Here is a 25,446-nt window from a genome sequence, read left to right as displayed (position 1 = left end):
CCGGGTCGCTCGACGGTGTCGAGGCGGCCGTCGGTCGCCCTGCGGTGAGCGGGCGTGCGCGCAGCGCATCGCCGGGGTTCACCTCCTTGACGGGGTCTGTTTGTTGCGCTGACAATTCCAGCCTGTTAACGCTCACATGACACCGAGGAATCCCCCCATGCGCTCAGCAGTTCCCCGGGACCACCACGCCACCCCCGCCCCCACCCGCCGCCGTACCCTCGCCGCCGCCACCCTGCTCACCCTGCTCGCCGCGCTGACCCCCGCCGTGGCGACACCGGCCGATGCGGCGACCGCCGACGTCACCGACGGGCTGCTGCTGCGCTACGACCTCGACCAGCGCACCGGCACCACGATCACCGACACCTCCGGGCGCGGCAACGACGGCACCCTGGTCGGCGGCGGCACCTGGACCGGCCCGGACGGGCTGCTGCTCGACGGTGTCGACGACCACGTCAAGCTGCCGAACAACATCCTGGCCGGCCTGTCGTCGGTCACCGTCGCGGTCGACGTCCTCGTCGACCCGGCACAGCAGACCCCGTACTTCCTCTGGGGACTGGGCAACCCGGCCACCTCCGCCGCCGGCACCGGTTACCTGTTCGCCAGCGGCGACGCGTTGCGTGCCGGCATCACCACCACCAACTGGTCCGGTGAGAAGGTCACCGGCACCGGCGGCAACCTGGCCCGGGGGGTGTGGAAGTCGGTCGTCTACACCCAGACCGGCACCACCGGCACCCTCTACGCCGACGGCGTGCAGGTGGCCCGGAACACCGCCGTCACCGTGCCGCCCAGCGCCGTCGGCAACGGCGTCACCACCGCCAACCACCTCGGCCGGTCGAACTACGGCACCGACCGGTTCCTCAAGGGACGGGTGGCGAACTTCCGGATCTACGACCGGGCCCTCACCGCCGCCGAGGTCGCGGTGGTCGCGCAACCCGAGGAGTCCGACCAGACCCGGGCCGAGACGGCCGCCGCCGCCCTGTCCCTGGTGCACGCCGACGACGTACGCGGCAACCTGACCATGCCCGCCACCGGCCGGCACGGCGCGACAGTCACCTGGCGCTCGGCCCGACCGGAGGTGGTCGCCGCCGACGGCGTGGTGCGTCGCCCGGCGCACGGCGCGGGCGACGCGACGGTCCCGCTGACCGCCACCGTCACCGTCGGCAGCGCCACCGCCGAGCGGACCATCCCGCTGACCGTCCGTGAACTGCCGGCCCCCGCGCCGTACGCCGGCTACGCGTTCAGCTACTTCACCGGCAACTCGATCGCCGGGGAGAAGATCTACTTCGCCGCCAGCCGGGGCAACAACGCCCTGCAGTGGACCGAGGTCAACGGCGGCCAGCCGAAGCTGGAGTCGACCCACGGCACACTGGGCCTGCGCGACCCGTTCCTGATCCGCAGCCCGGAGGGGGACCGGTTCTTCCTGATCGCCACCGACCTGTCGATCGGGCGTAACGGCGACTGGGACGCCGCCCAGCGCCGGGGCAGCCGCTACCTCGAGGTGTGGGAGTCCACCGACCTGGTGAACTGGTCCGCCCAGCGGCACATCGAGGTGTCGCCCCCCACCGCCGGCAACACCTGGGCGCCGGAGGCGTACTGGGACGCCGAACGCGGTGAGTACCTGGTGTTCTGGGCCTCGAAGCTGTTCGCCGAGAACGACCCGAACCACACCGGCAACACGTACAACCGGATGTTGGCCGCCACCACCCGCGACTTCGTCACCTTCAGCCCGGCGACGATCTGGCAGGACCGGGGCGAGTCGCGGATCGACTCCACGATGATCCGCGAGGGCGACACCTACTACCGGTTCACCAAGGACGAGGGCGGCGGCGGCACCGGCTGCTCCGACATCATCCAGGAGAGGTCGACCTCGCTGACCGCCGTCGACCTGCCCGGCCGGCCCGCGTGGACGATGCTCGACTCGTGCATCGGCCGCGACGCCGGCACCTCCGCCGTCGAGGGCCCCACGGTCTTCAAGGCCAACCCCGGCGACACCTCCGGCTCGCGGTACTACCTCTTCGTCGACGAGTACGGCGGCCGGGGCTACATCCCGCTGGGCACCGACGACCTGGCGAAGCCCAACTGGAAGGTGCCGGCCTCCTACCGGCTGCCGGCCAGCCCCCGCCACGGCACCGTCATCCCGGTCACCCGCGCCGAACTCGACGCGCTGACCGACGCGCCGCCACCGGTGAGCGCCAACGCCGACGGTGTGGTCGCCCACTACCGGCTCGACCAGGCAGGCGGCGGCACGGTCACCGACGACTCCGGCAACGGACACCACGCCACGCTGGCCGGCGATGCCCGCTGGGACGACGGCAGCCTCACCCTCGGCGGCACCAACGGTCACGTCGACCTGCCCGACAACATCATGGCCGGGCTGGACGAGATCACCGTGTCGATGGACGTCAACATCGCCGCCGACCAGGCCACCCCGTACTTCCTCTGGGGGCTCGGCAACACCGACTCCGCAGGTGCCGGCAACGGTTACCTGTTCACCACCGGCAACGACTACCGCACCTCGATCAGCCTGGGCAACTGGACCGGCGAGCAGACCGTCACCGGTGGCCGGGCGGTGCCCCGGGGAGCGTGGAAGACGTTGACGTACACCCTGAACCGGGCCGGCACCGCCCGGATCTACCTGGACGGGGTGCGCGTCGCCGAGAAGACCGGGCTGACCGTCGCGCCCGGCGACATCGGTGGCGGCCGGACCACCGCCAACTACCTCGGCCGCTCCCAGTACGCCAGCGACCGCTACCTCAAGGGCCGGGTGCGCGACTTCTCCCTCTACAACCGGGCGCTCACCGACGCCGAGGTCGCCGCGCTCGGCAGCAACGGCACCAGCGTGGTCTCCGTCGAACTCGACAGCCTCAAGGTGCCGGCCATCGTGGACGCCGCCACCGGCACCATCACCCTGCCGGTCCGGCCCGGCACCGACCTGACCACCCTCGCCCCGCGCTACCTGGTCGCGCCGACCTCCACGGTCAAGCCCGCCGGGCCGCGCAACTACACCCGGCCGGTGACGGTCACCGTCACCAGCGCCGCCGGGGCCAGCCGGGCCTGGACGGTCCGTGCGGTGCCGATGAACACCCCGGTGCTGCCCGGCTTCAACGCCGACCCGAACATCGTCCGGTTCGGCGACACCTACTACATCTACGCCACCACCGACGGCTTCCCCGGCTGGGGCAGCTCGACGTTCACCGTCTGGTCGAGCCGCAACCTGGTCGACTGGACCGCCCACGACACCATCCTCGACCTCGGGCCGGACATCAGCTGGGCGGACACCAACGCCTGGGCGCCGGCGGCGATCGAGAAGAACGGGAAGTACTACCTCTACTTCTCGGCGCAGCAGAACATCGGTGTCGCGGTGGCCGACTCGCCGCTCGGGCCGTTCGTCGACCCGCTCGGCAAACCCCTGGTGAGCAAGGCCGACTACGGCAACGCCCAGCAGATCGACCCGGCGGTCTTCACCGACGACGACGGGAAGAGCTACCTCTACTGGGGCAACGGCACCCCGTACGTGGTGCCGCTCAACGACGACATGATCTCGTACGACGTCGGCAAGCGGGTCCGGTTGACCGGGCTCACCGGCTTCCGCGAGGGCCTGTTCCTGCACAAGCGCAACGGGGTCTACTACCTGTCCTGGTCGATCGACGACACCGGCAGCGAGAACTACCGGGTCGGTTACGGCATCGGCAGCAGCCCGCTCGGGCCGTTCACCAGCAAGGGGGAGATCCTCACCAAGGACCCGGGCCAGGGCATCCTGGGCACCGGTCACCACTCGATCATCCAGGTGCCGGGCACCGACGACTGGTACGTGGCGTACCACCGGTTCGCCATCCCGGGCGGCGACGGCACCCACCGGGAGACCACCATCGACCGGCTGTACTTCGCGGACGACGGCACCATCAAGCCGGTGGTGCCGACGTTGAGCGGCGTCGAGCCGCTGCGCTACCGGGGCGGGCAGCCTCGGCTGCGGATCACCGACCCGGGCACCGACGGCTGGTACGGCGCCAACGCCACGCTCACCCTGGCCCACGGGGAGCTGATCCGGCTGGTGGAGTACCAGATCGACGGGGGAGGCTGGTTCCCGTACCGGGAGCCGGTGGCCCTGCCCGCCGGCCGGCACACGGTGGAGTACCGGGCGCAGGGGGTCAACCTGTTCTGGAGCGCGCCCTGGTCGACGTCGGTGCAGGTGGACCGGGTCGCGCCGACCGCCGAGGCGACGCTGACCGGCCGCGCGTTGGTCGTCACCGGTCGGGACGCCGACTCCGGGGTGGCCCGGGTGGAATACCGGCTCGACGGTGGGGAGTGGACCACCTGGAGCGGTCCGGTGCCACTCGACGACCGGGCGCACGGGGTCCGCTACCGCGCGGTCGACGTGGCCGGCAACGTCGGCGAGGTGGCCGTCCTGCGGGTCCCCGCGATCCGGTAGCCGCCACCCGGACGCGCCGCCCGACCGGAGCACGGTCGGGCGGCGCGTCTGCGCGGCGGTGTCCCCGCCGATGGCCATGCCCGCCGTCGGCCATGCCAGCGGCGGTGTCCCCGCCGTCCTCCATGCCCGCCAGCGTCCACTGTCGGTCACGTCCGCTGTCGGTCACGTCCCGGCGGCGACGGCCGGGCTGCTGCTCGGGGTTCTCGGCGGCCCCGGGCCGGAGCACGATGCGACTCCGGCATCTCACATGCCGGTAGCCCGGGTGGACGGGTCCCGCGCCGCAGGCCGGTCGGCTGACACCGACGCGCCTGAAGTCCGTTGATGATGTCGGGCGAGCGCCTGACGCATCTCCTCCGGGGTGGTGATCCACCGTGTCGGCGGCTCCCCGACGCCGGCGGGCCCGCCCCCGCCGGGAGGGACCGGCCCGGCACCGTCCGGATGCCGGGCGGCGAGCAGGCCCGACCAGCGCCGGACCTGGTCGGCCCAGGACCCCCCGGCCGGGGTCAGGTGCAGGTGGAAGCGGGGGTGCCGGGTCAGCCAGCCCCGGACCGCCGGGGCGTCGTGCCGCGCCGGGTCGTCGGCGACCACGTGCACCAGCAGGCCGGCGGGCACCACTCGGTCCACCGCCACCAGGAACCGACGGTACGCGGCGGCGCGACGCCGCCGCTGCGGGGCATCCTCCGCCACGGGTATGGACGATCCCGGTCGGTCCGGGCCGGCCCCGGGTGGGGTCGGCCCGGACGGCGTGAGTAGGCCCAGCGATCCGAGCGGGGCGGGCGCGGGCCGGGCCGGGCCGGGCGCGAGCTGCCCCGGCCGGACCGGGGCCGTGCTGCCGCTGGTCGGCGGCCGGTCGTCCCGGGGCACGGCGCAGAGCACCAGGGCCTGCTCCGGGGGGTGGCGGTAGAGCCCGACCAGGGCCACGACCGAGTCGACGAACCCCGGGTCGGCGGCCAGGGTCAGGCCGTCCTGGAGGTGCGGGCGCAGGTCGAACTGTCGCCAGATCCGGCCGACCGTGGACGCCGACAGGCCGGTCCGGGCGGCCATCGACGCCCGGGACCATCTCCGGGCGGGGGCGGGCGTGCCGTCGAGGGTGTCCGCCACCACCCGGTCCACCTGCTCGGGTCGGACCGAGGGGGGCCGGCCGGCCCGCGGTTCGTCGGCGAGCCCCGGCAACCGTGCGGCGGCGAACCGTGCACGCCATTTCCCGACCGTCGCCGGTGAAACGTTCAACCGGGTCGCGACCTCGATATTCGTGGCCCCTTCGGCGCATGCCAAAACGATTCGGCAGCGAATGGCGAATGACTGCGGGGAGTGCGCCGCCCGCGCTCCCCGGATCAGCGCGTCCCGTTCCTCGTCGGTGAGTGTCAGTCCTGCCTTCGGCCGCCCTCTCCCCATGCCATGATCCTATCCGGACATGTTACGGACTAATGACGCATGACGATGGTGGGAGCGGTTGCTGACGATTGCTCCGACGGTTGCCCTGGACGGTTCACGACGCGACTGAGTATGGTCCCGACGGGTCCCGAGACATGTTGGGGGAAGGGACCGCTGCCGCAACGTTGCCGTGGCCCGTGTGGTGATCTGACATGGGGGGACCGCTTCAGTGACCACGACCGATCTGCACGAGAACATGACCTCGATCTGCGCCGAAGTCCTGAACAGACTCACCCTCGGCCCCGACGACGACCTCGTCGCGCTCGGCATGGACTCGGTGGGCGCGGTCGAGATCGTGACCCGGGTCGAGGCGGCGTACGGCGTCGACGTGGTCGACGTCATCTTCGACACGCCCACGGTCAACCGGCTCTGCGCGGTCGTGCAGGGGTCCGCCGCCCGCGACGAGTCGCATGCCTAGTCCGCTGGCCGAGCCGGATCTCACCGTCACGGCGAACCTGCTGGACCTCGTCTCCCAGGCCGCGGCGGCCTACGGCGACGATCCGTACCTGCTCCCGGCGGAGCCCGGCGGGCGGGTGGTCAGCTTCGCCGACGTGCTGACCTTCACCCGGGGTTGTGCGGCGTTGCTCGACGAGCACCGGGTGCCACCGGGTGGCCGGGTGGCCGTGGTCCTGCACAACTCCTCGCTGGCGGCGCTGCTGTTCCTCGGGATCATCGCCGCCCAGCGGATGCTGGTGCCGCTGAACCCGAAGTCCGGCCCGGCCGAACTGGACACCCTGCTCGCCCACGCCGACGTCGCGTTGGTGCTCGGTCCGTCGTCGACCGCGGCGAAGGCGTCGCCGGGCCGGCGCTGGCTGACGGTGGACGACGCGGAGGGGTTCCTCACCGAGGTCCTCGGCCGGGGTGTCGCCCACCGGGGGGAACTGGTCGCGCCCGCCGACGGCGGGGCGGGCGACGCCGAGATCGTCTACACCTCCGGCTCGACCGGCGCGGCCAAGGGTGTCGTGCTGTCCCACCGCGCCCTGCTCGCCAACTCGCTGGCCATGGTCAAGTGGGCCGACGCGGGCCGCGACGACGTCTTCCTCAACGTCATTCCCATGCTGCACGTCGGCGGGCAGGGCCTGCCCACGCTGACGCCGCTGTGGTCCGGGGGGCGTACGGTCTGCGTCCGCTCGGAGGTGGCGCTGGCCCGGTTCTGGACCTACGTGGACAGGTTCCGCCCGACCTGGACGCTGGTGGTCAACGCCTACCTCGCGCACCTGGTCGAGCGACCGCAACGGCCGGCCGCGAGCCGGCTCAAGGGCGTTCTCGCCGGCGGCTCGGCGCTGAGCCCCGAGCTGATCCACCGGTTCGAGGACACCTTCGGCATTCCGGTGTTCCAGGTCTACGGCATGACGGAGCTGACCTCCCTGACGGTGGTGGAGCCCCGGGACCGCCGGCCGGGGGACCGCCGCACGGCCGGGCTGCCGGTGCCGTTCGCCCGGGTCCGGGTCGTCGACGAGGCCGGCCGGGACGTCCCGCCGGGGGAGAGCGGCGAGGTGCTGCTCAGCGGCCCGAGCATCTTCACCCGGTACGAGAAGGCACCCGACCTGACCGCCGCCCGGCTGGTCGACGGCTGGGTCCGCAGTGGCGATCTCGGCCACCTCGACGAATGCGGCGAGCTGACCATCGTCGACCGGATGGACAGCATGGTCATCGTCAGCGGCGAGAACGTCTACCCCGCCGAGATCGAGAACGTCGTGCCGCAGCTCGACGGGATCGAGGACGCGGTGGTCGCCGCGCTGCCGCACCCGGTGACGGGGGTGGAACTGGTGCTGGTCTACACCCTGCTGCCCGGCGCGGTCGTCCGGGACGACGAATGGCGCGCGCTGCTGATGAAACAGCTCAGCGCCTTCAAGGTGCCGCGCCGGTTCGTGCCGCTCAAGGAGATCGGGGTCGACAGTTTTCCGCGTACTCCGCTTGGCAAGATCCAACGGTCGGACGTGCGAAGACTGGCGATCGAGAACCTGACCTGAGTCACCGTCGGTGGCGGGCGAGGAGGAACGGGGGGATTTCTCAGGGGATCGGGTCACCGGGAGTCACCCCGGGCCCGTCGTGATGGCGCAGCAACGCCGGTGTCCCCTTTTCCGTAATTTGCGGGTGTGAATGTCGACAGGAGGCGGTCTGCGCCATGCCGGTGGAGATCTTTGACGACGAAGAAGTAGTGGTACGGACCCCCGAAGAGTTGAAGCGCATGCCTCGGGGTTACCAGAAGGCGCTGATCAGTCAGATCATGATCAATACGGAGGGTGAGCTCTCCGGTGGCGACGACTACACCATGATGTTCCTTCCGCTGGCACCCAACGCCGAGGAGCGTCAGGTGTGCGCGGAGCGGGCCGCCGAGGAGTACGACCACTACAAGATCGGTAAGCGGGTGCTGGCCGAGATCGGCATCGACACCTCGCACATGGAGAGCCAGTCCATCGAGGAGCGTCGGCTCTTCGCCGACAAGCGGCTGCACCAGTGCACCACCTGGGCCGAGCGGGGGATCTACTCCTACATCGGCGAGGAGAGCGCACTGATCATGATCAAGGAGTTCGCCCTGGGCAGCTACAAGCCGTGGGCGGACGCGGTGCGGACGATCATCCTGGACGAGAAGATCCACATCGCCCACGGTGCCCGGGTCTGCCGCAACCTGGCCACCACCGACGAGGGACGCGAGCAGTTGCAGGCCGCGCTGGACCGGCTCTGGCCGGTGTTCCGCGACCTGTTCGGCACCCCGGAGTCCGAGCGCTCCAAGCGGGCGGTCCGCTACGGCCTGCGGCGCACCACCAACGGCGAGGCGTTGCAGCAGTGGGAGGACGCCGTCATTCCGCGGATCCACGCGCTGGGACTCGTCGTCCCGACCGCGAGCAGCTGAGAGGACGGCCGCCCATGCCCACCCCCATCGCGATCAATCCCCGTCCGCTGTCCCGGCGGGAGGCGAAGACCCGCCTGGCGTCCCTGCTGGCCGACCGGCCCGACCTGGCCGCGCGGTTGCAGGTCGTCCGGGACATGGGCCGCCGGGTCAGTGCGACCGAGGTGCACCTCACCACCACCTGCAACATCCGGTGCAAGGGCTGCTGGTACTTCGAGGGCGGCTTCGACGCGGCCGTCCCGGAGACCTCGGACCCGGCGCTGATCTCCCGGTTCGTGGACTCGCTGGTGGCCAAGGGCGTCACCCAGGCGACCCTGATCGGCGGCGAGCCGACCCTGGTGCTGCCCCGGGTGGTGCCGTTCGTCGAGCGGCTGCCCTACGTGACCATCTCCACCAACGGCATCCGGCCGCTGCCCATGGTCGGCTTCGCGCACGTCGCGGTCGCCATCAGCCTGTTCGGCGGCGGCCCGCTCGACGACGCGCTGCGCGGCTACCGGGTCAACGGGTCGTCGTTCTCCGGGCTCTTCGAGACCGCCCTCGGGCACTACCGCAACGACCCCCGGGTGATCTTCGTGTACGCGCTGTCGGAGGAGGGCCTGCAGTACGTCGAGCCGACCGTCCGGGCCATCCAGGACAACGGCAACCAGGTCACCTTCAACTTCTACTCCGCGCACGGCAGCGACCATGCCCTGCGCATCGAGAACGAGCAGCGCACCCTCGCCGAGGCGCTACGGGTCAAGCAGGCGTACCCCGAGACGGTGGTCTGCCACCCGTACTTCATCGAGGCGCTGATCACCGGCCGGACCCACTGGGACGGCCAGTTCGGCTACGACGTCTGCCCCAGCATCAGCGTGGACCACCCGGACCACGCCGAGCGGCTCCGCAACGGCAACCCGGTCCTGGACGGCTTCTCGGTCTACGGCGCCGACTACCAGACCCTCCAGTTCTGCTGCACCTCCGGCAACTGCGCGGACTGCCGGGACAGCCAGGGCGTCTACAGCTGGCTGCTGGTCAGCATGAACCGGTTCCTCGACGACACCGGCCGACTGGAGACCTGGCTGGAACTGGCCGAGAGCTACTGGCGGCAGTGGTACTGGGCGCAACGGCACGCCCCCAACTTCGCGCGCCAGGCCCCGTTCGCGGCCTAGGCGACTCCCACCCGAGAAAAGGAGCACCGGATGTCTTCCCCTTCGACTGAGATCACCGCGTCCGCCGTCGAGGAGCGCCTGCGCGCCGAACTGATCGACCTCGGCGTCGAGGAGGACGCGATCAGCGCCGACGCCAAGTTCGACTCGCTGGACATCGACTCGCTGGACGTCGCCGACCTGATGGCCATGGTCGTCAAGGAGTACGGCGTGGAGATCCCGCGCAGCGAACTCGCGGACGTCACCATCGGTCAACTCGTCGAGCGGATCGTGGCGGGCGCGTCGCATTGAGCTCGTTGCTGAGCCTGGACAAGCGCACCTACCTGGTCACCGGGGTCCTCAACAACGAGTCCATCGCCTGGCACGTGGCGGCGGCCCTGCAACGGGAGGGCTGCGAGGTCATCCTGACCTCGTACGGGCGGGTCGGCCGGATCACCCGGAAGGTGGCCGACCTGCTGCCGTCCCGGCCCGAGGTGCTCGAACTGGACGTGATGTCCGACGAGAGCGTCGACGCGCTGGCGGACCGGATCGGGAGCCGCTGGGGTCAGCTCGACGGGGTGCTGCACAGCATCGCCGCCGCCCCGCCGGACGCGCTGGGGGCCGGATTCGTCACCGCCGGGGCCGCCGGGGTGCTCGACGGGTTCCGCGCGTCGGCGTACTCCTTCCAGCAGCTCACCACCGCGCTGTCGCCCCTGCTGCGTCAGGCGCCCGGTGGCGGCGCGGTGGTCGGGCTCACCGTCGACTCGACCCGGGCGTTGCCCGGCTACGGGTGGATGGGGGTGTACAAGTCGGCGCTGGAGGCGGTCTGCCGCTACCTGGCGATGCACCTCGGGCCGACCGGGATCAGGGTCAACCTGGTCGCCGCCGGGCCGGTCGAGACCGTGTCGGCGCGCGGGGTGCGCACCTTCTCCGCCCTGGCCGACCAGTACGAGCAGTGGGCGCCGCTGGGCTGGGACCGCGCCGACCCGGCCCGGGTGGTGGGGGCGGTGCTGTTCCTGCTGTCGGACCTGTCCCGGTACACCACCGGGCAGGTGGTGCACGCCGACGGGGGCATGCACGCCGTGTTCGGCGGCGTCCCGGCTCCAACTCCGGCGGCACCGTCGCCACCAGACACCGCCGGCTGACACACACTGCGGGGAGGGACTGTGCGTCTCGTCATCAAGGGCACGGCCGAGCCACTCGTGGGTGAGTTCGACGTCCCGGCGTCGAAGTACCACGCGCACCGGGCGTTGATGCTCGCGTCGCTGACCGACGGGACCAGCCACATCCACGGCGCCTGCCACGCGGGTCACGTGCAGCACACCATCCGGGCGCTGCGTGACCTCGGCACGGCCATCACCGTCGAGAACGACGCCTTCGTGGTGCGCGGCGGCCGGTACCGTCCGGTGCGTCCGGAGATCTCGGTCGGCAGCTCGGGTACCACGCTCTACTTCCTCACCGGGCTCGCCGCCCTGGCCGACACCCCGGTCGGCATCACCGGCCAGAAGTACTTCCGGCGGCGACCGATCCGCCCGCTGCTCGACGCCCTGGCCGGCATCGGCGTGGAGATCACCTCGACCGGTGGACTGCTGCCGATCCGGGTCGCCGCCCGCCCGCCCACCGGCGGCCGGGTGCAGATCCCCGGCACCCTCTCCCAGTGGATCTCCAGCCTGCTGCTGGTCAGCCCGTTCGCCACCGGCCCCACCGTGATCGAGGTGGTCGGTGAGTTCAACGAGCGGTCGTACGTCGACCTGACCGTGGCGATGATGCGCCAGTTCGGTCTGCACGTGCAGGTCGGTGGCGACGGCCGGCGGTACGACATCGAACCCGGCCAACGGCCCACCCCGGCGGTGGTCCGGTTGCCGCCGGACGTCGGCGCCGCCGCGTTCGGCCTGGCCGCGACCGCCCTGCACCCCGCCGACGTGTTGTTCCGGGGACTGCCGGCAGTGGGCCCGGGGGAGCTGGACCATCCGGAGGCCGACCTGTTGGAGAGCCTGACGACGATGGGCGTGCCGCTGTCCCGGGACCCGGCCACCGGCTGGGTCCGGGTGCGTCACGACGGCCTGCGGCTGGCACCGGTGCGGGTGGACTGCCGCACGGTGCCCGACATGCTGCCGGTGCTCAGTGTGCTCGGCTCCCACGCGCACGGCACGACCGTGCTGGACAACGTGGCCCACGTACGCCTCAAGGAGTCCGACCGGGTGACGGCGATGCTGCAACTCAACCGGATGGGCGGCCGGCTGCGGCTCGACGGCGACCGGCTCGTGTGCGAGGGGGTCGGGCAGTTGCGGGAGGCGGACCTGTCCTCGTTCAACGACCACCGGGTGCTGATGGCGCTGGCGGTGGCCGCCTCCCGGGCCACCGGTGAGAGCCGGCTGACCTATCCGAACGCCCACCGGATCTCCTTCCCGCAGTTCCTCGACCAGATGAACTCCGTCGGCCTCCACATGTCGGTCGACCGGGCCCGCGCCCGCCGGCTGCCCCGGCCCGCCGCCGAGCCGGCCGGTCGGCAGCGCCACGAGATCGCTCCGGCGACCCGCCCGGCGCCGGCGCGGCCGGCCGGGCCGCCGTCGTCACCGGTGCGGTCGGCTGGCACGTCGTCGTCGGTGCGGTCGGCTGCGGTGCCGGCGCCGGCGCGGTTGGCCGCGACGCCGGTCGCCGAGCTGGTCCGTCGGCACGCCGGCGCGCACCCCGACGACGAGGCCGTGATCGAGGCGGCCTCGCCGGGGCGGTCGGGCACCACGCTGAGCTGGGGTGAGCTGGACCGCCGCGCCGACCAGGCCGCGTCGTTGCTGCTGGAGCTGGGGGTGGGCCCCGGCGAGGTGGTCGCCTGGCAGTTGCCGAACTGGGCCGAGTTCGTGGTGCTCACGCTGGCCACCACCCGGATCGGGGCGGTCTGCTGCCCACTGATGCCGTTCTTCCGGGAACGGGAGATGGCCCGGCTGCTGGATCGGTCCCGGGCCCGGGTGCTGGTGATCCCCGACCGGTTCCGCAGCCGTGCGCACCTCGCGGAGACCGCGTCGGTGCTGTCCGGACCGGACGCCCCGGCGGTGGCGCACGTCCTCGTCGTCCGCGCCACCGACGATCCGCCTGCCGGCCCTGCCGGGCCGCCGTCCGACGCCCTGACCCGGCCGTCGTCCGGTGCCGCCGATCGGCCGGGCGACGCCGCGCTGTCCGGGGACGCCGCGCTGTCCGGGGACGCCGCGCTGTCCGGGGACGCCGCGCTGTCCGGGGACGCCGCGCTGTCCGGGGACGCCGCCCTGTCCGAAGACGCCGCGCTGTCCGGGGATGCGGCCTCGGCGGGAGACGGCGGGCTGCCGGTGGACACCGCTGCGGTGCGGTGGCAGTGGTTCGGTGAGGCGCTGGGCCGGCAACGTCCCGACGGCGCGGTGCTGGCCGCCCGCCGGCCCGCACCGGGGGCGCTCGCCCAACTGATGTTCACCTCCGGCACCTCGGGCGAGCCGAAGGGCGTGCTGCACCGCACCGACACGCTGACCCGCGCCGCGGCGATGCAGGCCCGGCAGCTCGGGCTGACCGTCGCCGACCGGCTGTTCATCCCGTCGCCGCTGGCCCACCAGACCGGGTTCCTCTACGGGATGTGGCTGGGGTTCACCCTCGGCGCGCCGGTGGTGCTGCAACCCGTCTGGGACGGCCGGACCGCGCTGGCGACGTTGCACCGCACCGGGGCCACCTTCGTCCAGGCGGCCACGCCGTTCCTCGCCGACCTGGTCGAGGCCGTCGAGACCGGCGGGGAGCCGGCCCCGGCGCTGCGGGTCTTCGTCGCCACCGGCGCGGCGGTGCCCCGGACCCTGGCCGAGCACGCCACCCGGACCCTGGACGCCGCCGTCTGCGGCGCGTGGGGCTCCACCGAATCCTGCCTCGGCACGCTGTCCGCGCCGACCGACGAACCGGCCCGGGCCTGGGGCACCGACGGGCGGGCGGTGCAGGGGGTCCGGATCAGGATCACCGACGACGCCGGGACCGTGCTCGGCCCCGGTGCCGAGGGCAACTTCGAGGTGACCGGGGACTGTCTGTTCGCCGGCTACCTCGACCGCCCGGACCTGACGGCGGCGGCCCTCACCCCGGACGGCTGGTACCGCAGCGGTGACCTGGCCACCATCGACGACGCCGGGTACCTGCGGATCACCGGCCGGGTGACCGACGTGGTCAACCGGGGTGGCGAGAAGATCCCGGTGGCGGAGGTGGAGCAGCTGCTGCACACCCATCCCGCCGTCCGCGAGGTGGCGATCGTGGCGATGCCCGACCCCCGCCTCGGCGAACGGGCCTGCGCGTACGTGGTGACCCGGGAGGCGTTCACCTTCGCCGAGATGCAGCGGTTCCTCGACGCCCAGAAGCTCGCCAAGCAGTACTGGCCCGAGCGGCTGGAGATCGTGGCCGCGCTGCCCCGCAACGTGGTCGGCAAGGTGCAGAAGTTCGTGTTGCGTGACCAGATCAGCGCAACGATCGGCGAGGAGGCAGAGTGACCCAGGCCGATGGCACGTCGTTCGCGACGTTGGCCCGTGAGGTCGAGGCGTTCGTCCGTGGCCCCGGCGAGGCGTACGCGACGGCGATCGAACGTGACCGCAGCGTCCCCGCGCAGCTCTGGACGGACCTGCGTGATCGGGGCTACCTGCGGCTCGCCGCGCCGGTCGACTACGGCGGTGCCGGCCTGTCCTTCACCCAGTACCTGCACCTGCTCGAACTGTTCTCCATGTCGCACGCGTCGCTGCGGATGATCGTGCACGTGTGCAACGGGGTGTGGCGCTCCATCGACCAGTTCGCCTCCGACGAGCAGCGCAAGAAGTTCGTGCTGCCGCAGGTCGCCGGGGACCTGCGGGTCGCGTTCACGCTCACCGAACCGACCGCCGGCACCGGCGCGGACCTGCGCGCCAGCGTGACCCGCGACGGCGACACCTACCTGCTCAGCGGTGAGAAGCACCTGATCACCTTCGGGGTGAGCTGCGACTACTGGCTGCTGTTCGCCCGGTGCGAGGGCAGCACCGGCAAGGACGGCACGGTGGCGCTGATGGTGGACCGGCACGTCGACGGCGTCCGGGTCACACCGATGCCCGACACCATGGGCGTACGCGGCACCGACCACGCGCACCTGACCTTCGACCGGGCGCCGGTGCCGGTGGCCAACCGGCTCGGCGGGGAGGGCGACGGACTGACCGTCGCCCTCGGCGGCTTCCTCACCCCGAGCCGGATCGGGGTCGCGATGACCTGCGTGGGGCTGGCCCGTCGGGCCCAGGAGCTGGCGGTCGAGCACGCGGGCAACCGGGTCACCTTCGGCAGGCCGCTGGCCGCCCGGCAGGCGGTCGCGTTCGCGCTCGCCGAGAACGCCGCCGACATCGAGGCCGCCCGGCAGCTCACCCTGCACGCGGCCCGCCGGTGGGAGGCGGGCGAGAGCGACGCCGGGGCGCTGTCCTCGATGGCCAAACTGGTGGCGGTGGACATGCTCACCCGGGTCACCGACAAGGCGCTCCAGGTGCACGGCGGCATCGGCTACTGGGAGGGCAGCACCATCGAACGGGTCTACCGCGACGCCCGCGCGCAGCGCTTCGAGGAGGGCACCAACGAGATCCAGAAGACCGTGATCGCCCGGGAGATCCTGGCGGCCGGCCGATGACCGGCTACCAGGGGCGTACCGCCCTGATCACCGGCAGCTCGCGGGGCATCGGCCGGGCGCTGGCGCTCACCCTGGCCCGGGGCGGCGGCTCGGTGGTGGTCAACTACAAGAAGAACGCCGAACTCGCCGAGCAGGTCCGCAAGGAGATCGAGCAACTCGGGGGCCGGGCCGTCGCGGTCGCCGCCGACGTGGAGCAGCCGGAGGAGATCGAACGGCTCTTCGCGGTGGTCGCGCAGGAGTTCGGCACCCTCGACTACTTCGTGTGCAACGCGGCGGCCAGCTCGTTCAAGAACATCATGGACCTCAAGCCGCACCACCTGGACCGCTCGTACGCGATGAACATGCGCGCGTTCGTGCTCGGCGCGCAGCAGGCGGTGCGGCTGATGCCCGACGGCGGCCGGATCGTCGCGTTGTCCAGCTACGGCAGCATCCGGGCCTATCCGACGTACGCGAACCTGGGCGCCGCCAAGGCCGCGATCGAGGCGTGGGTGCGCTACATGGCCGTCGAGTTCGCCAGCCGGGGCATCAACGTCAACGCGGTCAACGGCGGCATCATCGAGACCGAGTCGTCCGGCTACTTCTACGACGTGCCCGGCATGGCACCGCTGTCCGGGGTGCTGCCGCTGATCCCCAAGCAGCGGATGGGCACCGCCCAGGAGGTCGCCGACGTGGTCGCCTTCCTGCTCTCCCCGGCCGCCGAGTACATCACCGGACAGACCCTGGTGGTGGACGGCGGTCTGTCGATCGTCGCGCCACCGTTCACCCGGGACCTGAGTGGTCCGCTGGCATGACGACCGGACTGGAACGGGTGCTGCGTCCCGGCCGGATCGGTCGGCTGCCGCTGCCGCACCGGATCGTGATGGGGGCGATGCACCTGGGCTGGGAGAACCGGGACGACGACGGCCGGGCGCTGGCCGCGTTCTACCTGGCCCGGGTCACCGGCGGCGCCGGGCTGATGGTCACCGGCGGCGCGGCGGTCAGCGCGGCCGGTGCCGACGTACCCGGCTACGGGGTGCTCGACGACGCCGCCTTCCGGGCCCGGCTGCGTCGGGTCGCCGGGGAGGTCGGCGTGGCCGGTGGCCTGCTCGCCCTCCAGCTCTTCCACGCCGGCCGGTACGCCCGGCCGGCAGCCGGCGGCCCCCGCCCGGTCGCCCCGTCGGCGGTGCCCAGCCCGATCTCCCGGCTCACCCCGGACACGTTGTCCGCCGCGGGGGTCAGCCGGATCGTCGAGGACTTCGCCCGGGGCGCGCACCATGCCCGTGAACTGGGCTTCAGCGCGGTGGAGATCATGGGCTCCGAGGGCTACCTGATCGACCAGTTCCTCTCCCCGCTGACCAACCGGCGCGACGACGAGTGGGGCGGCGATCCGCAGCGCCGGATGCGGTTCGGGGTGGCCGTGGTGCGGGCGGTCCGCGCGGCCGTGGGCACCGACTTCCCGGTGGTGATGCGGATGACCGGCGACGACCTGCTGCCCGGCGGCACCGACCGGGACACGGTGGCGGAGTACGCCCGCGCGCTCGCCGCCGCCGGCGCCGACGCGTTGAACGTCGGGGTCGGCTGGCACGAGTCACCGACCCCGACGGTGCAGGCGGTGGTGCCGCCGGGGCACTGGGTGCCGGTGGCGTCGGCGGTCAAGGCCGCGGTGGGCGCGCTGCCCGTACTGGCCAGCAACCGGATCAACCGGCTGGCGCAGGCCGAGGCGATCCTGGCCGGCACCCCGCTGGACCTGATCTCGATGGCCCGACCGTTCCTGGCGGACCCGGCGCTGATCGAGCGCAGCCGTGCGGGCCGGCCGGTGAACATCTGTGTGGCCTGCAACCAGGCCTGCATCGACCGGTCGCTGGTCGGTGCGGCGGTGTCCTGCATGGTCAACCCGCTCGTCGGCCGGGAAGCCGACCCGGAGTTCGAGGCTGAGCGGGAAGACCGGGCCGCGCCGCCGGCCCGGGCCGCGCCGGCGACTCAGGCCGAGCCCGGCGTCCGGGCCGCGCCGTCGGGGCAGGTCGGATCGGTGGTGCGGGTCGGGCCCGTGGCGGTGCGGGAGCCCCGGACGGTGGCCGTGGTCGGTGCCGGTCCCGCCGGGCTGCGCGCCGCTCGCGACCTGGCCCTGGCCGGGCACCGGGTCACCGTCTACGAGGCGGACCGGGAACCCGGCGGGCAGTTCCGGCTGGCCTGCCGGGTGCCCGGCAAGGCCGACTACGCCGAGACGATCCGGTTCCTCACCGCCGAGCTGACCCGGCTCGGCGTGGTGCTGCACACCGGCCGGCCGGTCGCCGGGGCCGACGAGGGTCTGCTGCGCCGCTACGACGGGGTCATCGTCGCCACCGGGGTGGTGCCGAGGCGGGTGGACCTGCCCGGCGGCGCGCTGCCGCACGTCCGGGACTACGGCTCGGCCTTCACCGACGACGCGCTCGGGCCACGGGTCGCCGTGATCGGTGGCGGCGGCATCGCCGTGGACCTGGCCCACCTGGCCAGCCAGCCGGACGCCGGCCCACCCCGGCAGGTCACCGTCCTGCTGCGGGGTGAGCGGCTCGGCCCCCGGATGGGGCGTTCCACCCGGTGGGCGGTGCTGGCCGAGTTGCGCCGCCGGCAGGTGGCGGTGGTGTCGGGCGTCCGGGACCTGCGCATCGACACCGACGCCGTGCACCTGGTCGACGGCACCGGCGCGGCCCGGTCCGTACCCGCCGACACGGTGGTGATCGCCGCCGGTCAGCTGCCCGCCGACGGGCTGGTGCGGACGGTACGCCGGGCCGGGGTCTGGCACCGGGTGGTGGGCGGTGCCCGGGACACCACCGGGTTGGACGCGGTCCGGGCGTTCGCCGAGGGGCACGCCGCCGCGCTGGCGTTCCAGCGGGCCGCCCAGGGCGCCGGCCGGACCCTGCGGGTGGGGGAGCCGGCATGAGCGCCGACGGGACGGCCCCCGACACCGTGGCCGGTGTGCTGCGGCGGACCGCCGAGGACCGGTGGCGCATCGTCGGGTTGCTGCCCCGGGCGGGTGGCCCGGCGGTGTGCGCCGCCGTCGTGGTCAACCTGCTGCTCGCCGCCGCGCCGGTGCTGTTCGTCGTCGCGACGAGCCGGATGATCGGGTGGCTGCCGCCGGCGGTACGCGACGGCGTCGACTCGCCGGCCTTCGGGCACCTGGTGACCGCCTTCGTGGTGGCGGCAGCGGCGCTCAGCGCCCAGCAGTTGCTGGCCCAGCTCCAGGTCGCCACGGGTCTGCTGGTGCAGCGGCGGATCGACGGGTGGGTGGCCGACGAACTGATGACGGCCGCACTGGGCAGCGTCAGCACCACCCCGCTGGAGGATCAGGCGCTGCTCGAACAGCTCACCGAGGCGTCCCGCGAGGTCGAGCACGGCATCCAGAGTCCGGGGGCGGCGGGCGCCGGGATGCTGGCGCTGCTCGCCCGCTACGGGCAACTCCTCGGGTACGCGGTGCTCGTCGGGCTGGCCTTCGCCTGGTGGGCGGGGCTGGGTCTGCTCGTCGCCGTGCTGGCCTTCCGGCACGGGCAACGCGGCGGCCTGCGCCGGTACGCGGCGATCTACGGTGCGGTGGTCGCCCGGGTCCGTCGGCTGACCTACTTCCGGGGCGTGGCGATGGGCCGGCCCGCGGCCAAGGAGATCCGCATCTTCGGCCTGCTGCCGTGGCTGCGCGAGCAGTACCGGGAGGCGTACCTGAACTGGATGCGCCCGGTGTGGGCGCAGCGGCGGCGGGTCTACCTCAAGCCGTACTTCCTCTACACGGCCGTCGGGCTGACGGCGCTCGTCGCGGTGCTCGCCGCGCTGGGCCTGGCCGGTGGCGACGGGCAGGTCGGGCTGACCCGGCTGGCGCTGGTGATCCAGGCCGTGCTCGCGGCGGTCCAGCTCGGGGAGTTCTATCCCGAGGCCGACGTGCAGACCCAGTTCGGCATGAACGCCTACCGGGCGGTCGGCGAGTTCCGGACCGGGATGCGCGAGCGCACGTCCACCGGGGACGTGGCGACCGGCCCCACGGTCGCGCCCCCGCCGGGGCGGGTCGTCGACCGGCCGGCCGGCCCGGCGGACATCCGCTTCGAGGCGGTGTCCTTCCGTTATCCGCACCGCACGGCGCCGGTCTTCACCGATCTGGACCTCACCCTGCCGGCCGGTGCGTGCACCGCGATCGTCGGGCTCAACGGCGCCGGCAAGACCACCCTGGTCAAGCTGCTGGCCCGGCTGGCGCTGCCCGACGCGGGCCGGATCACCGTCGGCGTCACCCCGATCGACGACCTCCCGCCGGCCGACTGGCGACGTCACCTGGCGGTCATCTTCCAGGACTACCTGCGGTACGAGACCAGCGCCGCCGACAACATCGCGCTGGGCGCGATCGCGCACGCCGACGACCGGGACGGCATCCGTGCCGCCGCCGACGCCGCGGGCATCCTCGACGCCCTCGACGCGCTGCCGCTCGGGCTGGACACCCCGCTGACCGGTCAGCTGCGCGGCGGGGTGGACCTGTCCGGCGGGCAGTGGCAGCGGGTGGCGATCGCGCGGGCGTTGTTCGCCATCCGGCACGGCGCGTCGGTGCTGGTGCTCGACGAGCCGACGGCCAGCCTGGACGTCCGGGCCGAGGCACGGTTCTTCGACGAGATCATCGCCGCCACCACGGGGGTCACCACGGTGCTGATCTCGCACCGGTTCGCCACCGTCCGTCGGGCGGACCACATCGTCGTACTGGCGCAGGGGCGGGTGGTCGAGCAGGGCTCGCATGCGGAGCTGCTCAGCCTGGGCGGCCGGTACGCCCGGCTGTTCTCCCTCCAGGCGCAGCGCTTCGCCACCCGCTCCGACACCGACCTGTCGGACGGCGACCTGTCGGACACCGACCTCGGCGGCGGTCCGGTGGATGCCGACGGCATGCCGGTGGACGTCGGGTCGCCGCGGAGCGCCCGATGAGCCGCGGCCTGCTCTCCGCCGGGTGGTCGCTGTGGCGGACCTCGCTGCGCCAGGATCGGCGCAAGGCGCTGACCGCGCTGGTCCTGGTCGTCGCCGGGGCGGTGGCGTGGCCCCTGGTGGCGGTGCTGCTGCGGGTACTCTTCGACGCCGTCAACGCCGGCCGGCCGGTCACCGCGAGCCTCGCCGGGGTCGCCGTGGCCGTCGGATTGATCGCCGGGCTGACCTTCGGTCACTTCGCCCACATCGCCTACTTCGAACTCGCCGAACTCGACGTCCTGCACGTGCACCAGGAGCTGATGGAGGCCACCAACGGGTCGTCCGGGATGGCGCACTTCGAGCGGTCCGAGTTCGCCGACAAGATCACCGTGCTGGAGCAGGACGTCGAACAGCTCCGGGTCGGCCTCCAGGCCGTGCTGACCGGCGTCGGCCTGGCCGTGGCGATGACGCTGACGACGGTGGTGCTGGCCGTACTCCATCCGTTGTTGTTGCTGTTGCCGTTGGCCGCCGTGCCGCCGCTGCTGGCCGGGCGGTGGGCGGAGCGGATGGTGAACCGGGCGCGGGAGGCGGGCGCCGAGTCCACCCGGCGTGCCGTCGGGCTGTTCCGGCTCAGCACCGACGCCGCCGCCGGCAAGGAGCTGCGGATCTTCGGCCTGACCGACGAGGTACGGCGGCGGCACCGCAGGCACTGGCAGGACGCCACCCGCCGGTTGTGGCGGGCCCAGCTGGTGGCGAGCCTGGTGCGGATGACCGGGCAGTTGGCGTTCGCGGCCGGTTACATCGGGGCGGTCCTGGTGATCCTGCGCGACGCCGTCGCCGGCCGGCGCGGGGTGGGCGACGTCATCCTGGTCGTCACCATCGCGGCGCAGGTCAACCAGCAGGTGGCGGCGGCGGTCGGGGTGTTGCAGGACCTCCAGCGGCTGCGCAGCGTCTACCGCCGGCTCGACGAGGTGCACGACCTGGTCGGCGTCGCCGACCGTCCCGCGTCCCCCGGTCACCGCACCCCGGTCGACCGTCCCACGTCGGTCGACGCCCCGCTGGCTGCGGCCGGCGACCCGGGGTCCTCCGTCGAGGCCGCCGACCGGCCCACCGGGGGCGGTGGTGTGCCGCCGGCCCGGCTGCGTGAGGGCATCCGGCTGGCCGGGGTCGCGCTGCGCTACCCCGGCGGGTCGCGACCGGTGGTCACCGGCCTCGACCTGCACCTGCCGGCGGGCACCACGGTCGCCGTCGTCGGCGAGAACGGCGCCGGCAAGACCACGGTGGTCAAACTGCTCTGCGGCCTGCTGGCACCGACGTCCGGCCGGATCCTCGTCGACGGTGTCGCGCTGGGTGAGCTGTCCCTGCCGCGTTGGCGCGAGCGGATCGCCGCCGGCTTCCAGGACTTCGTCCGGTTCGAGCTGCCGGCCCGGCACACCGTCGGCATCGGTGACCTGCCCCGCCACGACGACGACCCGGCGGTACGGGCGGCGCTGGGCCGGGCCGGGGCGGAGGACCTGGTCGGGCAGCTCGACGAGGGGCTGGACACCCCGCTCGGGCGCAGCCACACCGACGGGGCGGAGCTGTCCGGCGGTCAGTGGCAGAAGCTCGCCCTCGGCCGGGCGTTCATGCGCGACGACCCGCTGCTGGTGGTGCTGGACGAGCCGACCGCCGCCCTCGACGCGGAGGCCGAGCACGCGTTGTTCGCCCGCTACCGCGACCAGGCGCGTGAGGTGGCCGCCCGGACCGGCGCGGTGAGCGTGTTCGTGTCCCACCGGTTCTCCACCGTGCAACTGGCCGACCTGATCGTGGTGCTCGCCGACGGCGGCGTCGCCGAGGTCGGCAGCCATGCCGACCTGCTCGCCGCCGGCGGCCGATACGCCGAGATGTTCGCACTCCAGGCCAGGGCGTACCGGTGACCGGCCCCCATCGATTCCGGAGGACATGGCAGTGACCAGCGCGACGCGTACCGAAGAGTTCGATCCCTTCTCGCCCGAGTCCATGGACGACCCGTACCCCGCCTACGCGGACCTGCTCCGCGCGGAGGAACCGCTCTACCTGGCACAGCGCGACATGTGGTTGGTGATCCGGTACGACCACGTCCGGCTGGCGGCGAAGAACCACACCGGACTCTCGTCGGCCGACGGGATCGCCTACCACCGTTCCAAGCTGCCGGTGCTCTTCGGGCTCGACCAACCGGACCACACCCGGCTGCGCGCCCTGATCCGGCACGACTTCTCCCCGCGCGGGGTGCAGTTCTGGCGGCCGTTCATCGAGCAGGTCTGCGGCGAACTGCTCGACGAGGCCGTCGCCACCGGCGACATCGACCTCGTCCAGCAGGCGATCATCCTGCAACCGGTGAAGGTGATCACCACCATCGTCGGGGTGCCCGACGACAACCTCGCCAAGCTCAAGCTCACCGCCGGTGTGCTGGAGAGCTTCATCGCCAACGCGAAGGTCGGTGAGGACGCCCCGGAGGACCCGGCCGAGAACGCGCTGCGGTTGCAGGCCGCCAAGGCCGCCCTGTCGTCGATCGCCGGCCTCTCCGGCTACCTGGGCAACCTGCTCACCCGGCGGCGGACCGAACCGGCCCGCGACGACGTGGTGTCGAAGTTGTTCGCCGCGGCGGCCTCCGGCGGGGTGACCGCGAACGAGATCCTCTGGCTGTGCCTCACCCTGCTGGTGGGCGGGCAGGAGACGATGACCCACTTCCTGGGCAACATGCTCGACGCGCTGCTCAACCACCCCGACCAGCTCCGGCTGGTGCGGGAGCGGCCCGAGCTGATCGCGTCGACGATCGAGGAGACCGCCCGGTTCTACCCGCCGGTGCAGAACGTCTTCCGCACCGCCACGACCGACGTCGTCGTCGGCAACACCACCATCCCGCAGGGCGCCCGGGTGGAGTTGTCCTTCGCCGCCGGCAACCGGGACCCGCGCAAGTTCCCCGACCCCAACGCCTACCGGATCGACCGGGTGACCGACGGCCACCTCGGTTTCGGGGCGGGCATCCACACCTGCGTCGGCGCGCACCTGGCCCGCCTCCAGGCCACCACCTTCCTGCGGATGCTCATCGAGCGCACCGACGACATCGCACTCATCGGCGAACTGGTCAAGGTGCAGAGCCCGGCCTTCCGGGGGCTCGACCACCTGCCGCTGCGGCTGACCCCGAGGTCGTCCGGTCCGCTCGCGTCGGCGCAGCGCGCGTAGTGCGTACCGACGATCGTCCGGAGGGGGACCGGGTGAGTGACGCGACCACCGACGTCGGCACGGTCAGCCTGCCGTTCGCCACGGGTGAGGCCGCGGCCGGGCCGCTGACCTGGGCGCAGAGCGTGATGTGGGGGCCGATGCAGTGGTTCGGCAAGGAGGCGAACCAGTTCAACATCGGCGAGGCCCTGGTGCTCCCCGCACCGGTCGCGCCGGCCCGACTGCACGCCGTCCTGCGGACCCTGATCGAGGCGCACCAGACCCTGCGGACCCGGTACGTCGACCGTGCCGACCAGCCGCAGCAGCAGGTCGCCGCCGCCGGGGCGTACGACATCGTGGTGGTCGACGACCACGGCGACCCGGCACGGGTCGGTGCGGAACTCGTCGCCACGTTGACCGCTGCGGCGTTCGACCACGAGGCCGAGTGGCCGCTACGGGTCGGCTGCGTCCGGGACCGGGCCGGCCGGATCAGCGCGGTCGCCCTCGTCGGCTCCCACCTGGCGTTCGACGGCTGGGCCTTCAACACCCTCACCGCGCTGCTGCGCGGCCGGCTCACCGACGCGCCGTCGCCGCAGGAGACGCCGACCGCCGGGAGCGGGGCGCAGCCGTTGGCACAGGCCGCCTTCCAACAGTCGACGGCCGGCCGGCAGCAGAGCCGGCTGGGGCTGCGGCACTGGGAGCAGGGGTTGTCGGCCGCCCCGCCCTCGATGTTCGACCTGCCGCGCGCGGCGACCGGCGACCAGCCCATCGAACGGCACCTGCTGGACTCCACGGCGGTCACCGCGGCGGCGACGGCGCTGGCCACCCGGACCCGTACCTCCTTCTCGACCGTGCTGCTCTGCCTGACCACGCTGGTCCTGACCGCCTACAACGGGCACCGCACCGGGGTGTTCAAGCTGATCGCCGGCAACCGCCTGGACCGGGACAGTCGTGACCTGATCGCCCTGAACACGTTGGACGCCCTGCTGGTGCACCGGGTCGACGAGGACGCCGACCTGCTCACCGCCATCCGGCAGCTGCACCGGCCCGCGTTCGACGCGTACCGCCGAGCCCCGTGCGACCCGGCCGGGGTGCGCACGGTGGTCGAACAGGTCGGCCGGCGGCGCGGGGTGGCGTTCGACCTGTCCGCCTACTTCAACAACGGGCACCGGGGCAGCGACTGGGCCACGGCCGACCCGGACCCGGGATCGGAGCGCCTCGCCGTGCTGCGCCGGGACTCCCGATACTCGCGGCTGGAGCCACTGTCCAAGAGCGACATGCGGTTCTATGTCGCGGCCAGCAACCTGGGTGACGGTCGGTGCCGGCTCGGGCTGCTGGTCGACACGGCCTACCTCCCCGGAGGGCTCGGCGAGACCATCATCCGGGGGATCGAGACGCTGCTGTGCCAGGCGGTCACCGGCGCGGTCCGGGTCGCCGAGATCGCCGACCGGATCGGCCTGACCCCGGCCCACCGGGGCCCCGACTGGGTGTCCACCCCGGCCGGTTGGGTCCGTCCGCACACGGTGGCGGAGCTGGTCGGCGAGGTCGCCGGGGCGGCGGCCTTCGCCGAGCCGTCGGCCGACGGCGGGGTCACCGCCTACGTGTCCGGTTCCTGCTCGCCCGAGGAGTTGCACCGGCGGGTCCTCGACGCGCTGCCCGGCCGACCGGGGCTCGTCGCGCCGACCGAGTACGTGATCTGCGGGTCGGCGCCGCCCACCGGGGCCGGGGCCGACGCGTGGCGTGCCGGGCCCGTGCTCGCCCGGGGGACGGGGCGCGATGCGTAGGGCGCTGCGGCCGGTCGACGGGATCGACCAGGGCGGCCGTCCGCGCGCGGCACGCGGTGCGGTGGACGGCTGCCGGACGTCGATGGTGACTGATAGTGTTCTATCGGTCGTTCAGTGGCGGGAGAGCGGAG

The 25,446-nt window shown here is 72.9% G+C and carries 16 protein-coding genes; 15 read left to right on the top strand and 1 reads right to left on the bottom strand.

Annotation, left to right across the window (positions count from 1 at the left end; translation table 11 throughout):
- Positions 1-157 precede the first annotated feature (157 nt).
- Entirely contained in the window at positions 158-4,429 is a 4,272-nt protein-coding gene (locus tag ACQP1S_RS18610; protein ID WP_432896972.1) for a family 43 glycosylhydrolase, read from the top strand.
- 243 nt (positions 4,430-4,672) lie between these two features.
- Here the strand turns inward: ACQP1S_RS18610 and ACQP1S_RS18605 are convergent, their stop codons facing one another.
- The gene (locus ACQP1S_RS18605) at positions 4,673-5,824 is read right to left on the bottom strand and encodes a helix-turn-helix domain-containing protein (protein ID WP_432896969.1); all 1,152 of its coding nucleotides are present in this window, start codon (positions 5,822-5,824) and stop codon (positions 4,673-4,675) included.
- 208 nt (positions 5,825-6,032) lie between these two features.
- On the opposite strand from ACQP1S_RS18605, the gene ACQP1S_RS18600 reads away from it, so the two are divergent.
- From ACQP1S_RS18600 to ACQP1S_RS18535, 14 genes are all read left to right on the top strand, one after another.
- Entirely contained in the window at positions 6,033-6,281 is a 249-nt protein-coding gene (locus tag ACQP1S_RS18600) for an acyl carrier protein (protein ID WP_432896966.1), read from the top strand.
- On the top strand, positions 6,274-7,836 hold the full coding sequence (locus ACQP1S_RS18595; protein WP_432896963.1) for a class I adenylate-forming enzyme family protein: 1,563 nt from the start codon (positions 6,274-6,276) through the stop codon (positions 7,834-7,836). Before ACQP1S_RS18600 ends, ACQP1S_RS18595 begins: the two co-directional genes overlap by 8 nt.
- A gap of 161 nt (positions 7,837-7,997) precedes the next feature.
- Complete coding sequence (locus ACQP1S_RS18590; RefSeq protein ID WP_218108163.1) at positions 7,998-8,720, top strand: Phenylacetic acid catabolic protein; 723 nt, start codon at positions 7,998-8,000, stop codon at positions 8,718-8,720.
- A gap of 14 nt (positions 8,721-8,734) precedes the next feature.
- Positions 8,735-9,865: a 4Fe-4S cluster-binding domain-containing protein gene (locus ACQP1S_RS18585; protein ID WP_091243249.1), complete on the top strand. Its 1,131-nt coding sequence runs from the start codon at positions 8,735-8,737 to the stop codon at positions 9,863-9,865.
- A gap of 30 nt (positions 9,866-9,895) precedes the next feature.
- Positions 9,896-10,153, top strand: a complete 258-nt coding sequence (locus ACQP1S_RS18580; RefSeq protein ID WP_091243247.1) for an acyl carrier protein — start codon at positions 9,896-9,898, stop codon at positions 10,151-10,153.
- Positions 10,150-10,986 carry an SDR family oxidoreductase gene (locus ACQP1S_RS18575; RefSeq protein ID WP_432896958.1) on the top strand — a complete coding sequence of 279 codons (837 nt, stop codon included), beginning with the start codon at positions 10,150-10,152 and terminating at the stop codon, positions 10,984-10,986. Before ACQP1S_RS18580 ends, ACQP1S_RS18575 begins: the two co-directional genes overlap by 4 nt.
- Before the next feature lie 21 nt (positions 10,987-11,007).
- The gene (gene aroA / locus ACQP1S_RS18570; RefSeq protein ID WP_432896955.1) at positions 11,008-14,325 is read left to right on the top strand and encodes a 3-phosphoshikimate 1-carboxyvinyltransferase; all 3,318 of its coding nucleotides are present in this window, start codon (positions 11,008-11,010) and stop codon (positions 14,323-14,325) included.
- Complete coding sequence (locus ACQP1S_RS18565) at positions 14,322-15,470, top strand: acyl-CoA dehydrogenase family protein (protein ID WP_432896952.1); 1,149 nt, start codon at positions 14,322-14,324, stop codon at positions 15,468-15,470. Before aroA ends, ACQP1S_RS18565 begins: the two co-directional genes overlap by 4 nt.
- Entirely contained in the window at positions 15,467-16,261 is a 795-nt protein-coding gene (locus ACQP1S_RS18560) for an SDR family oxidoreductase (protein WP_432896950.1), read from the top strand. The genes ACQP1S_RS18565 and ACQP1S_RS18560 overlap by 4 nt, the downstream gene beginning before the upstream one ends.
- Complete coding sequence (locus ACQP1S_RS18555; RefSeq protein WP_432896948.1) at positions 16,258-18,369, top strand: FAD-dependent oxidoreductase; 2,112 nt, start codon at positions 16,258-16,260, stop codon at positions 18,367-18,369. Before ACQP1S_RS18560 ends, ACQP1S_RS18555 begins: the two co-directional genes overlap by 4 nt.
- Positions 18,366-20,375, top strand: a complete 2,010-nt coding sequence (locus ACQP1S_RS18550; protein WP_432896941.1) for an ABC transporter ATP-binding protein — start codon at positions 18,366-18,368, stop codon at positions 20,373-20,375. The genes ACQP1S_RS18555 and ACQP1S_RS18550 overlap by 4 nt, the downstream gene beginning before the upstream one ends.
- Positions 20,372-22,267, top strand: coding sequence for an ABC transporter ATP-binding protein (locus ACQP1S_RS18545; RefSeq protein ID WP_432896938.1), 1,896 nt, complete (start codon positions 20,372-20,374; stop codon positions 22,265-22,267). Before ACQP1S_RS18550 ends, ACQP1S_RS18545 begins: the two co-directional genes overlap by 4 nt.
- A 31-nt stretch (positions 22,268-22,298) precedes the next feature.
- Entirely contained in the window at positions 22,299-23,555 is a 1,257-nt protein-coding gene (locus ACQP1S_RS18540; RefSeq protein WP_432896934.1) for a cytochrome P450, read from the top strand.
- A gap of 32 nt (positions 23,556-23,587) precedes the next feature.
- Positions 23,588-25,315: a condensation domain-containing protein gene (locus tag ACQP1S_RS18535; RefSeq protein ID WP_432896931.1), complete on the top strand. Its 1,728-nt coding sequence runs from the start codon at positions 23,588-23,590 to the stop codon at positions 25,313-25,315.
- The last annotated feature ends 131 nt before the right edge of the window (positions 25,316-25,446 follow it).

The sequence above is a fragment of the Micromonospora matsumotoense genome (genome assembly GCF_050951065.1).
Classification (GTDB): Bacteria; Actinomycetota; Actinomycetes; order Mycobacteriales; family Micromonosporaceae; genus Micromonospora; species Micromonospora matsumotoensis.
This window is presented reverse-complemented; position numbering and strand designations above follow the sequence as displayed.